General features: G+C 63.7%; 14 protein-coding genes. 9 read left to right on the top strand and 5 right to left on the bottom strand.

All coding sequences use genetic code 11. From position 1 onward, the window contains the following. A partial coding sequence (locus ACFVBH_RS30695) for a DUF222 domain-containing protein (RefSeq protein WP_379006912.1) occupies window positions 1-792 on the top strand: 792 nt, incomplete at its 5' end. A gap of 705 nt (window positions 793-1497) precedes the next feature. Here the strand turns inward: ACFVBH_RS30695 and ACFVBH_RS30690 are convergent. Together ACFVBH_RS30690 and ACFVBH_RS30685 are read right to left on the bottom strand one after the other, a co-directional pair. Further along, window positions 1498-1704: a DUF397 domain-containing protein gene (locus ACFVBH_RS30690; protein WP_379006907.1), complete on the bottom strand. Its 207-nt coding sequence runs from the start codon at window positions 1702-1704 to the stop codon at window positions 1498-1500. Beyond that, complete coding sequence (locus ACFVBH_RS30685; protein WP_379006905.1) at window positions 1701-2591, bottom strand: helix-turn-helix domain-containing protein; 891 nt, start codon at window positions 2589-2591, stop codon at window positions 1701-1703. Before ACFVBH_RS30685 ends, ACFVBH_RS30690 begins: the two co-directional genes overlap by 4 nt. A gap of 386 nt (window positions 2592-2977) precedes the next feature. On the opposite strand from ACFVBH_RS30685, the gene ACFVBH_RS30680 reads away from it, so the two are divergent. The 3 genes from ACFVBH_RS30680 (at window position 2978) to ACFVBH_RS30670 (ending at window position 5640) form a co-directional block, all read left to right on the top strand. Beyond that, window positions 2978-3364 (top strand): hypothetical protein, encoded by a 387-nt coding sequence (locus ACFVBH_RS30680; protein WP_379006903.1) that lies wholly within the window; start codon window positions 2978-2980, stop codon window positions 3362-3364. Between the two features lie 120 nt (window positions 3365-3484). Then, complete coding sequence (locus tag ACFVBH_RS30675) at window positions 3485-4111, top strand: hypothetical protein (RefSeq protein WP_379006901.1); 627 nt, start codon at window positions 3485-3487, stop codon at window positions 4109-4111. Further along, window positions 4111-5640 carry a hypothetical protein gene (locus ACFVBH_RS30670; RefSeq protein WP_379006899.1) on the top strand — a complete coding sequence of 510 codons (1530 nt, stop codon included), beginning with the start codon at window positions 4111-4113 and terminating at the stop codon, window positions 5638-5640. The genes ACFVBH_RS30675 and ACFVBH_RS30670 overlap by 1 nt, the downstream gene beginning before the upstream one ends. Here the strand turns inward: ACFVBH_RS30670 and ACFVBH_RS30665 are convergent. After that, window positions 5624-6043 (bottom strand): YbaB/EbfC family nucleoid-associated protein, encoded by a 420-nt coding sequence (locus ACFVBH_RS30665; RefSeq protein WP_379006897.1) that lies wholly within the window; start codon window positions 6041-6043, stop codon window positions 5624-5626. The genes ACFVBH_RS30670 and ACFVBH_RS30665 overlap by 17 nt on opposite strands. 228 nt (window positions 6044-6271) lie before the next feature. On the opposite strand from ACFVBH_RS30665, the gene ACFVBH_RS30660 reads away from it, so the two are divergent. From ACFVBH_RS30660 to ACFVBH_RS30650, 3 genes are all read left to right on the top strand, one after another. After that, on the top strand, window positions 6272-6601 hold the full coding sequence (locus ACFVBH_RS30660; protein ID WP_379006895.1) for a WXG100 family type VII secretion target: 330 nt from the start codon (window positions 6272-6274) through the stop codon (window positions 6599-6601). A gap of 119 nt (window positions 6602-6720) precedes the next feature. After that, window positions 6721-7020: a WXG100 family type VII secretion target gene (locus ACFVBH_RS30655; protein WP_379006893.1), complete on the top strand. Its 300-nt coding sequence runs from the start codon at window positions 6721-6723 to the stop codon at window positions 7018-7020. A 12-nt stretch (window positions 7021-7032) separates the two neighbouring features. Beyond that, a complete protein-coding gene (locus ACFVBH_RS30650) occupies window positions 7033-8778 on the top strand; it encodes a hypothetical protein (protein ID WP_379006891.1) in 1746 nt (581 codons plus the stop codon). An 858-nt stretch (window positions 8779-9636) separates the two neighbouring features. Here the strand turns inward: ACFVBH_RS30650 and ACFVBH_RS30645 are convergent. Then, on the bottom strand, window positions 9637-10293 hold the full coding sequence (locus tag ACFVBH_RS30645; protein ID WP_379006888.1) for an MBL fold metallo-hydrolase: 657 nt from the start codon (window positions 10291-10293) through the stop codon (window positions 9637-9639). A 199-nt stretch (window positions 10294-10492) separates the two neighbouring features. Between ACFVBH_RS30645 and purS the strand changes: the two genes are divergently transcribed. Beyond that, window positions 10493-10726 carry a phosphoribosylformylglycinamidine synthase subunit PurS gene (gene purS, locus ACFVBH_RS30640; protein WP_354985861.1) on the top strand — a complete coding sequence of 78 codons (234 nt, stop codon included), beginning with the start codon at window positions 10493-10495 and terminating at the stop codon, window positions 10724-10726. Beyond that, window positions 10723-11400, top strand: a complete 678-nt coding sequence (gene purQ / locus ACFVBH_RS30635; RefSeq protein ID WP_354985860.1) for a phosphoribosylformylglycinamidine synthase subunit PurQ — start codon at window positions 10723-10725, stop codon at window positions 11398-11400. Before purS ends, purQ begins: the two co-directional genes overlap by 4 nt. A 208-nt stretch (window positions 11401-11608) precedes the next feature. Here the strand turns inward: purQ and ACFVBH_RS30630 are convergent, their stop codons facing one another. After that, window positions 11609-12700 (bottom strand): substrate-binding domain-containing protein, encoded by a 1092-nt coding sequence (locus ACFVBH_RS30630; protein WP_354985859.1) that lies wholly within the window; start codon window positions 12698-12700, stop codon window positions 11609-11611. Window positions 12701-12708 lie beyond the last annotated feature (8 nt).

Below are 12708 nucleotides of genomic sequence, written 5' to 3'. Positions count from 1 at the left end.
CTGGAGAAGCTCGCCCGCCTGGGCATGTGCAATCCGGATGATCCCGAGAGCCCGTGGAGTGCTGCCGAACTCGGAATCGATACCGCCACCGACGACCAGGACAGTGCCGGGGCCGGTGCGCGGGCGAAGCTGCAAGCAGCGGCCACGCGCGATCACCGCACCGCCGCCCAACGCAACCACGACGCGATGATCGCGCTCCTGCGCCCCGACATGGGACCCACCCGGCTCGGGAACCACCGCGGACTGCCCGTCTCCACCGTGATCACCATGAACATCAACGACCTCGAACAGCGCACCGGCAAAGCGACCACCGCCACCGGCGGCACCCTTTCGATCCGGGACGCGGTCGAGCTGGCCGCCAACGCCACTCCGTATCTGGTCATCATCGACGCCGACGGCCGACCACTGCACTTCGCACGCGGTGAGCGCCTGGCCACCCCCGAACAGCGCCTGGCACTCATCGCTGTCGAACGCGGGTGCACCCGCCCCGGATGTGATGCGCCAGCGACCCGCTCGGCCGTGCACCACATCAAGGAATGGGCCGATGGCGGCGAAACCGACATCGAGAACCTGACCTTCGCGTGCGATGCCTGCCACGCGCAGGTCAACACCGGCCCGAACGGCTGGAAAACGATAGTGATGCCCGAAGATTCGGAGCATCCGGGCAAAACAGGGTGGATACCACCACCACACATCGACCCCGCTCGCAGACCCCGGGTGAACTTCCGTCATCACCCGCAAGTGCGCGGTCCCTCGGGGATACCGGGTATCCCGGCGCGGCGACTCTGCTAACACGCAGCCCGCAGCCGAAACCCAAAGCCACACCCCAAGAGCCAAGAGCGGCATCGGTGTTCGCTCCAGTGGCCGACGTAGCCCCGAACCCACACGCACCCTTCGCCTTCCAGCGGGGTTCGGGAGGACAAGCAAGTACAACGAGGCAGTGCTGGTCACTTCGCCTGCCGTACCCGACCTCGGCTCCCCGGTTGAGAGCGCTTTCGCCCTTCCAGCCTGGCTGGATGGCCGTGGGAACCTTCTCGAGACCTACAAACCAAGATCCGTCATCCCTGAATTCCGGTACTGCCTCAGGTGGTGATTGTGGTGAGCGGTAATCGATTCGAGGCTTGCTCGTACCCCCACCAGTGGTGGATCACGTTTATCGGCCCGGGAGGGCCGGTACCGCCGTCGAGGCTCCCAACCGGCCCCGGCTGGTATTCCGTTATCCAGGCTGCTCTACCTCGGCAGGGCTGGAACCGCAGCCCTGCCTCTCCGACCGGTCCCCGCTGGTACTCGTCATCCAGGCTGCTGTTCCTGCGGTAGGCCACCCAACCGCAGCGGGACACCCGAACTGCACAACGCTGGTTCTCGTTATCCAGTTGTCTCTCAACGCAACCAGGTCCCCACGCTCCGATTGTCCGAGACCAGGCCACGCATCCACGCCCCCGATCAGCCATGTACAGCCGAATCCGCAGCTAAGAATCGAACCCGCATTCCCCGGACTCAGCCCCGATCGAACCGCCCACTCCGCACAGCAGCGGTGAACACATCCCAAGCTCCCCCCTCGAACACAAGAACAGGACTCCCCGCCCCGAGCTTCGAATCACGCAGGGCGACGATGCCATCGAGGTGAGCGGCCTCCACACACTCGCCGCCGGAACTGCTGCTGTACGAGCTCTTGAACCAGTTGGCCGTGAACGGATCGATCATTGCGCGCCGTACTCCTTGGCTATCGACAGGATGAACTGCCTAGATGTGTCTCGATCCCACGCTATACGGGCAATCTCCGCGAAAGTGTCGCGATACCGCTGCACTTCGGTGGCGCGTTCCAAGTAGAGGTCGCCGGTGAGGCACTCGACGAAAACCACTGGCGGCTCGATCATTCCGGTGGCAGCGAGCTTGGGGAACTCCAGCAGCGTGAAGGATTCCACGAGTGATCCGCGATGTGCGGAGGCGGTGAAGGGCACGACTCGGATGGAGAGGTTCGGGCGCTCCGACGCTGCTGCAAGACTGTTCAACTGATCTTCCATCACGCCGGGGCCGCCGACCTGGTCACGAAGTACGCACTCCCATAACAGTATGTCCATCGTGAACTTGGGGTCGTGCAGGCGATTCTGTCGGCTGGAGTTCATCTCAACCCGCTTGTCCACTTGTGCAGTAGGCATATTCGGAGATTCGGTCCATGCGATCGTCCGGCGATACGCCGGCGTCTGGAGCAAGCCGGGAACAAGTCGGTTGCGCCAGATCGACAGCTTCCGCGCGGCTTCCTCCAGTCCGAGTAGATGATCGAACCCGGTGTTCAGTTCGTCGGCGTAGGCACGCCACCAGCCGCCACCCGATTTCTGGGTGGCGCGGACCTCCTGCGCCAGTTCCAAGATGGCGCTTCGCTCGTCCGCGGTGGCTTCGTAGCCGTCGCACAGAACGTTCATATAGAGATCCGAGACCTTGGTCGGCAGACCGTCTTCCAACCGCCCGATCGTTTGCGGTGAAACACCAATGAGCTTTCCGCCCTGGGATTGAAAGAGACCCTTCGCTTCTCGAAGTCGTTTCAGTTCTCGTCCCAAAGCTCTTCGCGCGAGGGTGGATCCAGTCAACATCTCGTTAGCCTCACTATCGGATGTATCGAATTTTGGATGTCTCCGCCACGGGGCTGTGGAATCTGGGCGCGCCCGTGCGGGAATTATCGCACTTCTGCGGAGAGGAAGGAACTTTGGAGATTCCAAAACGTAGCTGCAAGCGTCTACTTGTGACTAGCTGATGGGCGGAAGCTGTGGACAGTCCATCGGGTTCGGTCGTCAACCGAGGGATGAACCATGGCTACCAGGCACGATCCGCCGGACTATCCGGTCATGAATCTTGATGTGGCAGTTGGTGGACAGCGAGCGCACGCCGTTTGCGACGCGGAAATATGCGCGGCCAAGAGATATTTCGATCGGCTCGTTCCCCGATTGCGGCGGGCAGCTGGAATGGCAGAGGGGGAATTGTGAACAGCTTCGTGTTCGTCGGATTGGTTGCGGTGTTCGCGGCGGTCCTGATCGCCTGTGTATATCTGTTCATGTGTGGGGATGACTGTGCGGCAGCGCATTACGCCGGGTTCGGCTCGATCACCGTTGCCGAGATCGGGCGGCGGCTGGCGGCCGAGACGAGTGCCGATCGCGTTGGCGGGCAGGCGAATACGTGGCTCTCGGCGTGGTCGCACTCCGCGCCGGAGGGCGTACTGACCGCCGCGCAGGCGCATGACGTCATGCGCCTGCACCGCGAATGTCAGATGCGAAGCTGTGCGCGCAAGCGGGCTGCCTACTGGGCGCTGGTGGATGCGGGGCGGGTGCGGCCGGATGCGCGGGCCGAGCGGTGGGGGAGCGGCGGTTAGGCGGGTCGCCGTGGGCTGAGCTGGTAGTTGTGACCGGAGTCGCAATTACAGATTGACATGTGATGTTGATTTGTAACAAGCTGGCCGGGGTTTCGACGGTCATGAGAGATGAGGTTTGCCGTGACCGAGCACGCTCAGACGGCGCTCGAACTGCTGCGGGACAGCAGTCAGTTCAAGTGGTACGTCATTCCGCTGCTGTTGATCGTTGTGTACATCTACGCGACCGAGGTCGAGCGGCGGAACTGGAATGTGCTGTTCGCCGGGCTCGCGCTGTGGGGGATGGATCTGTTCAACGAGATCTGGAATTCGCTGGTCTTCCACTTCACCGAGCGAGCGCCGGTGTGGGGCGCGACCGGATCCACCGCGTATCAGCTGTTGATCGGGCTCAACATCGAGATCTGCTTCATGTTCGCCATCATGGGCGTGGCGGCGGCGAAGATGCTGCCGCCCAAAGAGACTCGGATATTCGGTCTGCCGAATCGGCCGGTGCTCATCGCGGTCAACTCCGCGGCTGCCGTTGGCGTGGAGATCGTGCTCAACAAGATGGGCGTGCTCACCTGGGATTGGGGCTGGTGGCAGCCGAGCTTTCCGTTCCTCATCTTCCTGATCGGCTACGTGCCGTTCTTCGTGGCCTGCTTCTGGGTGCACGATCTGCCGACCGTGCGGGGCAAAGCCATCGCGGTCGGCACGATTCTCGGCATCGATGCGCTCGCCATCGTCATCTTCGGAAGTCTGGGGTGGTTGTAATGCGCCGCACTGCTGAGCGCGGTGTGCTCATCGTGGTCGCCGGTCTCGTATTCACCGGACTGACAATGCATTCCGGTGCTGTCGCCGACCCTGGAAGCTGTGCGCTGATCGGAACCGTCGGTACTCCGGAACTCGGCGCGGACGAGACGACCGCGGGCCTGGAGGCTTTCGCTCCCGCCACCGTGGCACTGCCCGATCGGATCCATTTCCGCACGGCGACCGAAACCTTCAACAGGCGTTGGTCTTTCACCACTCGCGATGGCGGGCTCTTCGTGAAAGAAGCCGCCTCGATCGGCGGGTGGCGAGCCATGCCGCTCCCGAAATGCTTGGCGGGCAACCTGACCGGCGTCTCTGCCGATGACGATGAACTGCTCGCCGTCGATCGCGCCGGCCGCTTCTACAATCTCGACCGCATCCTCAGCGCTCCCAAGGACTGGAACTGGAGCAGTCGCTACGGCACTCCGCTGTGGACCGGCCCCGGAAACGCGCTGCCGCCCGGCACGCTGGACTGGACCTGGTCCGTGCTGTCTCCCAACGAGGATCACGTCTGGCGCGATACCGCCGGCAATGATCACCCGGTCGGCGGGGCGAAGGTCTCGCACGTCTTCGCGCTCACCGACGGCGGTACGCGCCTGCGCTACATCGACCCCTGGTTGCCGGTGGATCACAGCTACGAGGTCGGACTGCCCGGCAATCGCTTTCGCGCGGTGGCCCTGTCCACCAGCGGCTCCACCTCGCTGGTGGTGAACGAACATGGCGATCTCTACACGCGCCTCTACGATTTCGACATCTCCGGCGCGGACAAGGTGTTCTTCCGTTATTCCTACGAGGACCAGCGCGGCAGACGCGAAGCGCCCGACATGCTCAGCGAGCGCGTGGATTCCGGCACTGCCGCGATCCAGCTCCCCGCTCCCGGCTGGGTGCGCGAACCCAAGATTCCGGGCGAGATCACCGACCGGATCTCCATCCACAAAACCGGCGTCGGCTCCGACGCTCGCGAACTCCGGGTGGAGGGCCGCAGCGCAGGCCGAACGGGTTACTGGACGAAGGCGCTCACCGCGAACGCGTGGACGTTCGTCCCGACGGATCAGCCACTCGGGTCGGCGCTCCTGGCCAATACCCCCGATGATCGCAGCGTCGATCCCTCGGTGCCGGAGTCACCGTACGACTATGCGGGCCGCACCGCCGCGTGGTCCGCGACGATCGAATCCTTCGATCTCGCACAGACTCCCACGCCGCTACGCCTGGACTTCGGCGATGGCAATCACCTGGATCTGACCCTGCACACGGTCGACGGCCTCCGTCAGCTCCCGCAGCGGCCGGGCATCAGCGCTCAGGATCGCCACTTCGACGGCACCCTGGAGGTTCCCGCCGACCTGGTGAGTTCCCTCGCCACCCAGCCCGCTCCGATCCGGGAGTTCCTCACCGATACGCTCGCCGGCCGCCGCTTCACCGACACCGCCGTGGTCGTCACCGACACCGGCTTCCGCGTCGATGTTCTAAGTGTCACCCTCACCCGCAGGTCCTGACCCAGCAGTCACCCAGGTCGGGCGAAGGGCGGACATCTACGGGTGCGGATCTACAGGGAATGCGTGATGCGTAGCGACGCGGGTTCTTCCCAGTCCGGGTCGGCGTTCTGACTGCCGGCCGGGTCGGTGATTCCGGTGCGTCCAGCAATTCGGTATAGATTCGCGCGGCCTCGGCCTGCGCCCGCTCCCTGGCAGTCCGGTGGCATTGCGAGATGGCATTCGCCAGCCGAGCCGGTTCGACCGACATAGCGGCCTGTGAGATCCGGAGATCGGTGATTGTGCCGTTCGTATCGGTTTCGACATCGACCGCACCGCCAGACGTCTGGGCCCTCCCGCGAACGTGTGAGATTTTCTGCTGCATAAGCGCTTTGCGTGCGGCAACGCGGTCGGCATCGGTACTCATGGGTAGTCTCCTCGTTGCGATGTGCTCACCCGGAGAGCGTCCCGAGCACTGGCCGAGACGGTAGCGATCGAGACGGGGGCGCCACAAGCCGGGAGGCGGGTGGTCGGTCGTGCCCAGATCTCCGCAGGCGTGCTCCTTCCACCGGACCTGTGGCCTGCCTATGCGTTGCCGCGCCTATCGCGGACAGGTAGGTTGTCACGACCGGATACCAGGCGGCTGGGGGAGAATGTGGCAGCGGAAACGGGCGTGCCCGGGGGTGAGTTCCAGGTCGTTCCTGCCGAGGTAACCGATGCGGGCAGGTTCGTGCAGCTGACAGCAGAAGAACTGATCAACGGTATTCGTGTGCTCGATACCGGCGTGACCAACCTGTTGACGACATGGAAGGGCAATGCCGCGGACCACTACTCGCTGGGATGGGAGGAGGCTCGCGCGGGCGCTGTCGACGTGTTGGAAGCGTTGCAGCTGATCGCCGAGCTGCTCGGGATTTCCGGCACGGACTACGCGAACATGGATGAGGGAAACGCAGGAACATTCGGCCCGCTGCTGAACTTGCCGTGAGCCCGGCGTGTAACCGATGTCGGGGTGGCGCACCGGCCACCCCGTAAGCTGGGCAGCCATCAGCGCAGCGGGGCGCTGACTTCGATGTCTGGGAAGTCGCACCAAGTCTTGGGGGAACATTGTCCGACAACGCGTTTCAAGTGAACTTGGCCGAGCTGGACGGGATTTCGGAGCTGCTGAAGGACTTTGTCACCTTCCTTACCGAGAGTCTCGAGGGACTCGATCAGCGCGTTTCCGCTCTGCATCTGACCTGGACCGGTCCTGCGGCAACAAAACACGCAGAAGCACACAAGACTTGGGCAACCGGTGCGATCGAAGTCGGTGAAGGGATCGGTGCGATGCAGCGGGCAGCGATCACCGCGCATCAGAGTTATGCGACGGCAATGGGGGCGAATCTGCGAATGTTCGGCCGAGAGTAAGGCTGTCGGGCGATGACTGTCCTCGACGTCCCGCCGCAGGTCTATTACAAGGCAGCCAGCGACCTGAGCGCTCTGACCAGTGACATCAACAGCGCTGTCGCACGGGATCTTGTTGCCGCGTTGTCCGGTAGTCTGGGAATGGCCGGAAACTATCCGAAGGCGGTGGGATGGTGCGCCGCGTATCACAAAGCCGTCGTCGAGGTCCGCGTCGCGATTCTGGTCTACTCCGCTGCCCTGCGACACTTCGGCGACATTCTCAACAGCGCGGGATACAACTGGGACGCTGCCGAATACAACGCGAACCCCAGCACGGACAAGGGTGCGCCGCCACCGCATCCCGCAGCCCTGACTGCCAGTCCGATGAGCGTCCAGGGATTCCCTGAATTCCTGAATCCGTACGGAGACAATGGCGCCGGTGTTGTGATCGTGTCGTCCGGACAGAGCGGAAGCCCGTGGACCGGTGCGCCGAACGGTCGTGCCGACGCGCTTGCCGACGCCGCCACCGCGTGGGAGACATTCGCACTCAGTGCAGAGGTCTTGGGTTCGCAAACGAAACTGCAGGCGATCCGCGATTCCTTCGCCGGTGTGCGAGCCCCCGAGGTAGAGGACATTCTGGAAGCATTGGACGCGTTGCGCGGCGGAGCCGAGCAAATTCAGACCGTCGCGGAAACCCTGGGTTCCGCAATCCGGCTCCATTCCGACAACCTCGTCGATGCTCGGAAGGACCTGTCGGATGCGGCGGCGACCGCGTTCCCCAACCAGCCCTATGCCGTCGTGACCGCGACGACCGACAACGCGTCGGTCCGGGTGGCTGTGAACGAGGAACTGAGTGCGCTCGATATCGCCTATGCCAAGCAGTACCTCAACCTGACAGCTCAGAGCACCCTGCTGTACCAGAATCTTTCGGATGTGGGATACGGCGGAAGAGGTCTGGTGGATGCGAACGCACTCAGCAACGTACCGAAGATGACCGCACTCAGTCAGTTGCCGCTCGTCGCGGAAACCGGTGACGAACACACCAATGAGAAGCTGAGCCGGGATTGGGACAACATGCTGACCTGGATCACGCCGATGGCAACGTTGACGCCCGCGGATCTCAGCGCACTGGACGGGTACGGCCCGCAAATGAAGGCATGGGCCATATGGTCGGTGAACTACGGGACCGAGGCGGGGGTCGATCCACGGCTCGTACTCGCCATGGTGCTGCAGGAAGGTGCGCCGCTGAATTCCGGCTGGAAGGGGCCGGCATTCCATGATGAAATCCAAGCAGGTCCGGAAGGCTACAATCCCAACCCGCTAGGGACGTTCTTGGGTATGGGATACGACGCAGGTCGTACTGCGGCGGACTTCGTCGGCTGGGATAAGCATGGAGGCGACACCGGAAATTCCATCGGCCTGACTAATATTAAGGAGAGGCCGTTTCTGGAAGTCAAGAATAGATATCCGGAGCAATTCAAAGGCCAGGAGTGGGAGAATTTGATCGGAAACGACGAGTTTGCAATCAAAACTGCGGCCTACAACCTGAAAATGCTTAACGAGGGAGCGGCACCTTTGGCTATACCCGAGGTCAGGGCTGGTCAGCCGCTGAATCAGTTTTTGGGCTCCGGGTACAATGCCTGGGGGATATTGGAGAACTCTGCTAGGGCTGCCTCTGGCGGGGATCCCTTCAATGGTGGTGAGACCGAGCATGGCGAGAGTACCGTGAACGTGGTTAGGGTGGCTCAGCAAATCCTCGTCGGAAGTGGAGCCTACCGATGAGGATTCCGAAAGGGCGGAGGCGTAACCTTTTTCGCTGGGGATGTGCGTTGTTCGTGCTATTTGGGCTTATAGGATACGGCTTTTATCACCTTCAGGCTCAGAGTCCGAGTCCGAGTACAGCGCAGGGAATAATAGAATCTGTGCATGTCACCGGATTTACCCGCACAGCTACGGATTCGTTGTCGGACGGGCACGCATCCAAGGGGTATGCGTACTTCATAGGTTCTGGGCAGAATCCAGATCCTTTGGCTATCGTAACTGTACCTACAATTCAATTGGGTGCGGTCGCGCCTACGCCTAATCCGACGCCTTGGGAATCTGACAAACGTTTAAGTGTCGTTGTTGCCCGAGGTGAGCGGTCGGATGGCTGTCGAGCTACCGTGTCTTACGGAAAGAATCTGCAGTTGGATCCATCCCGATCGGGGTTCAACCTCACGGCAGAGCAATTCAATGCGGTGCGAGATGGCGCGCAAATATTTGTAATGGTATTCGTGTCCAATTGTGGTGCGTAAGCGAAGCTGAACATTGGACATGCCTATTTCGTCGGGCCTGGTCCGAAGCCGGATCCTCTGGTTGTGGTGTCAGTGCCGACAATCCAGTTGAACGCCGTTGCTCCTCCGCCCGACCCGCCGGCTTGGGAGCTCGATAAACGGCTCTCCACTGTCGTTGCGCGGGGTGAGCGGTCGGATGGATGCAAGGTCACGGTGTCCTTCAGGGCGAACCTGGATTCGGATCCTGTCCGGGCGGGCTTCAACCCGACACCCGAACAGTTCAGGGCGGTGCGAAATGGGTCCCAGGTATTTATGAGGGTGGATGTTTACAACTGTGGGGCGTGACCACATTCGGGTGCGCGATCGTTCAAGAGCTCGCCTGGAACTCCGTGTGATCCTCAGGTTCGAGCAGCTTGAATTCCGTTCCGGCGGGGCCCATTTCGCTGAGGCGGCCCATGTAGATGCCCTGTGCCGCCGGTTCGATGATCCCGTAGTGGATCGGGAAGGCCGTCCGGGGATTCACCGCGCGCAGGTAGTCCACCGCCTCGCTGATTCGCATCCACGGGGCGGCCGCCGGGATCGCCAGCACGCCCACCGGCACCGGGGGCACCCAGAGCGAATCGCCGGGATGCACCAGCTGCGCGGGATCGTCGGGGGTGCCCAGTTGGAACACCGTGTTGTCGATGACGGGGATCTCCGGGTGGATCACCGCGTGCCGTCCACCGCCGCCGGTGACCTGTACCTCGCCGACCTTCAGGACGTTCCCCGCGTGCACGGCCTCCCACGGCTCCCCGCGCTGCTGCGCGGTCTGCGGATCCGAGAGCAGGCGCGCCTGGGGGTTGGCGTCGATCAGCGCCTCGATCCGGGCCGGGTCGATGTGATCGGGATGCTGATGCGTGATCGCAATGGCGTCCAGCCCGGTGATGCCTTCGAACCCGTGCGAGAGATTGCCGGGGTCGAACAGGATCTTCGCGCCGTTCAGCTCCACCAGAATGCAAGAGTGTCCGAAATGGGCAATGCGCATGGGTGAAACGGTAGTCCGCCCCGGACCGCCCGCGCCACGCAACGCGACCCGCCGCGCCCGCTGTGGCGCGCGCCACGTGCGGTCCACCCGGCGGTGAGTGCCCAGCCCCCGCCAACTACCCTGGTCAGCGAAACCCCCGCTCGGTCGCCCGGTGCTCAGCACTGCGTCCGGGCCCGCCCCACCAGCTGAGGAGCAACGCGTGGCACGTGTCGTGGTCGAGGTGATGCCGAAGGCCGAGATCCTGGATCCGCAGGGTCAGGCGATTGTCGGCGCGCTGGGGCGCCTGGGACACCCGGGAATCTCGGAAGTGCGGCAGGGCAAGCGATTCGAACTCGATGTGGCTGACGATGTGAGCGACAGCGAGCTCGAGCAGATCGCCGAATCGCTGCTCGCCAACACCGTCATCGAGGACTGGAAGGTCGTCCGGCTGTGACCGCTCGCATCGGTGTCATCACCTTCCCGGGCACCCTGGACGATGTGGACGCCGCTCGCGCGGCCAAGCTCGCCGGGGCCGAGGCCGTCAGCCTCTGGCACGGCGACGCCGATCTGAAGGGCGTCGACGCGGTCATCGTGCCCGGCGGCTTCTCCTACGGCGACTACCTGCGCACCGGCGCCATCGCCCGGTTCGCGCCGGTCATGGAAGAGGTCATCAAGGCCGCCGGACAGGGCCTGCCGGTGCTCGGCATCTGCAACGGTTTCCAGATCCTGTGCGAGGCCGGCCTGCTGCCGGGCGTGCTGACCCGCAACGAGGGCCTGCACTTCATCTGCCGCGATGAATGGCTGACCGTGGAATCCGCGGACACCGCGTGGACTTCCCGCTACGAGCCGGGCGCGCAGATCCTGATTCCGCTCAAGTCCGGTGAGGGCCGCTACCAGGCGTCCGCCGCCGTGCTCGACGAACTCGAGGGTGAAGGCCGCGTCGTGTTCCGCTACTCCAGCGACAATCCGAACGGTTCGCAGCGCGGCATCGCGGGCATCAGCTCGGCCAACGGTCGCATCGTGGGGCTCATGCCGCACCCCGAGCATTCCACCGAGGCGCTGACCGGTCCGTCCGATGACGGTCTGGGCATGTTCCTCTCGGTGCTGGACGCGCTCGTCAAGGCGTAATCCACCGCGCGGCACAAAACTTCGGAGAGCCCGTATCGCCCGGCGATACGGGCTCTTCGCCGTCCAGGTGCAACACGGCGGGTCTTTTTGTACAGACACCGTTTTCGGGGTTAAACGGATAATTCGGACATAGTTTCTCGGGAGCGGCATTGCGCGCCGAAGCACCATTCCCGAACGCTGTTCTCCGAATCCCGCAATACCGAACGGCTCAGGCGCAGATTCGGTCGAGAATCTCGAAGCGCACGCCTTCGGCGCGTGCGATATACCCCGGCAGCACCACTTGATTACCGTCGAAACCAATACGCCCCGAAGGGGTTTCGAGTACCGCCCCCTCGACGGCCGCGTGCAGTCGCCGCACGTCCAGGGAACCGGCCGCGGTCACCATGGCGGCCAGGGTGCGAATCGCCTCGTACTCGGTGTTGCTGAAGTTGGTGAGCGCGGGCGCGAACTCCCCGTGCAGTCGCCGATACCCCGCCAGGCGCTCGCGTCCGCCCGGCCCGTTGACGAAGAAACTGGATGGAACGTAGAGGTTCCGGTTGGCGTGCCGTCCGCCCGCGAGCAGCACGTTGTCGTCCACCGCGGGACTCACCCGCAACAGTCGCAGATCGCGCCCGGTGCGCGCGAACTGCCGGTTGAAGCGCGCCACATCCGCCCCGACCAGCAGCACGATGACACCGTCCACTCGATCCAGCACCGGATCGGTCAGGAAGTCCTCGAAATCGCGGGTGCCCAACGGCACGAACATCTCCAGCGGCACCGTGCGCTCGAGCGCCGCCGCCCCGCGCTCGCCCAGTTCGGCGCGTACCGCGTCGGCCGTGCGCCGCGGCCACACGTAGTCGTTGCCGATGATCGCCCAGCGCCGCGCGCCGAGTTCGCGCCGCAACCAGCGCAGCGCGGGCAGGATCTGCCGGCCCGGATCGGAGCCGACCATGAACAGCCCCGGCGGTGGATCGCGGTCCGTGCCCTCGTGATCGGTGGCGAACAGGTACGGCACGCGCCCGGCGGTCACCCGGGCCACCGCCGTGCGCACCGCCGAGGTGTGCCAGCCCGTCACCGCGTGCACCATTCCGGTGGCCAGCAGTGCGGAAACCTCGCGCGCCACTTCCTGCGGTTCGCGGCCGCCGTCGATGTGCGTGGCGCGCAATTCCCGGCCGAGAATTCCTGCCCCACTGTTGATTTCTTGCACCGCCAGGGAAATGGCGGCCTCGCACGAGGGCGCGAAGATACCTCCGGGTCCCTGCTGCGGCACTATGTTCAGGATCTCGATACAGTTCTCGGGGCTCCCGCAGAACGAGGTCATCGGATACC

The sequence above is a fragment of the Nocardia sp. NPDC057668 genome (assembly GCF_042799795.1).
Classification (GTDB): Bacteria; Actinomycetota; Actinomycetes; order Mycobacteriales; family Mycobacteriaceae; genus Nocardia.
This window is presented reverse-complemented; position numbering and strand designations above follow the sequence as displayed.

What these genes read in the sequence shown, in the direction of transcription:
- ACFVBH_RS30665 (WP_379006897.1), bottom strand. Translation starts at nt 6,043, where the DNA reads ATGAGTACCGATGCCGACCGCGTTGCCGCACGCAAAGCGCTTATGCAG.
- ACFVBH_RS30670 (WP_379006899.1), top strand. Translation starts at nt 4,111, where the DNA reads ATGCGCCGCACTGCTGAGCGCGGTGTGCTCATCGTGGTCGCCGGTCTC.
- ACFVBH_RS30645 (WP_379006888.1), bottom strand. Translation starts at nt 10,293, where the DNA reads ATGCGCATTGCCCATTTCGGACACTCTTGCATTCTGGTGGAGCTGAAC.
- ACFVBH_RS30630 (WP_354985859.1), bottom strand. Translation starts at nt 12,700, where the DNA reads ATGACCTCGTTCTGCGGGAGCCCCGAGAACTGTATCGAGATCCTGAAC.
- ACFVBH_RS30650 (WP_379006891.1), top strand. Translation starts at nt 7,033, where the DNA reads ATGACTGTCCTCGACGTCCCGCCGCAGGTCTATTACAAGGCAGCCAGC.
- ACFVBH_RS30690 (WP_379006907.1), bottom strand. Translation starts at nt 1,704, where the DNA reads ATGATCGATCCGTTCACGGCCAACTGGTTCAAGAGCTCGTACAGCAGC.
- ACFVBH_RS30685 (WP_379006905.1), bottom strand. Translation starts at nt 2,591, where the DNA reads ATGTTGACTGGATCCACCCTCGCGCGAAGAGCTTTGGGACGAGAACTG.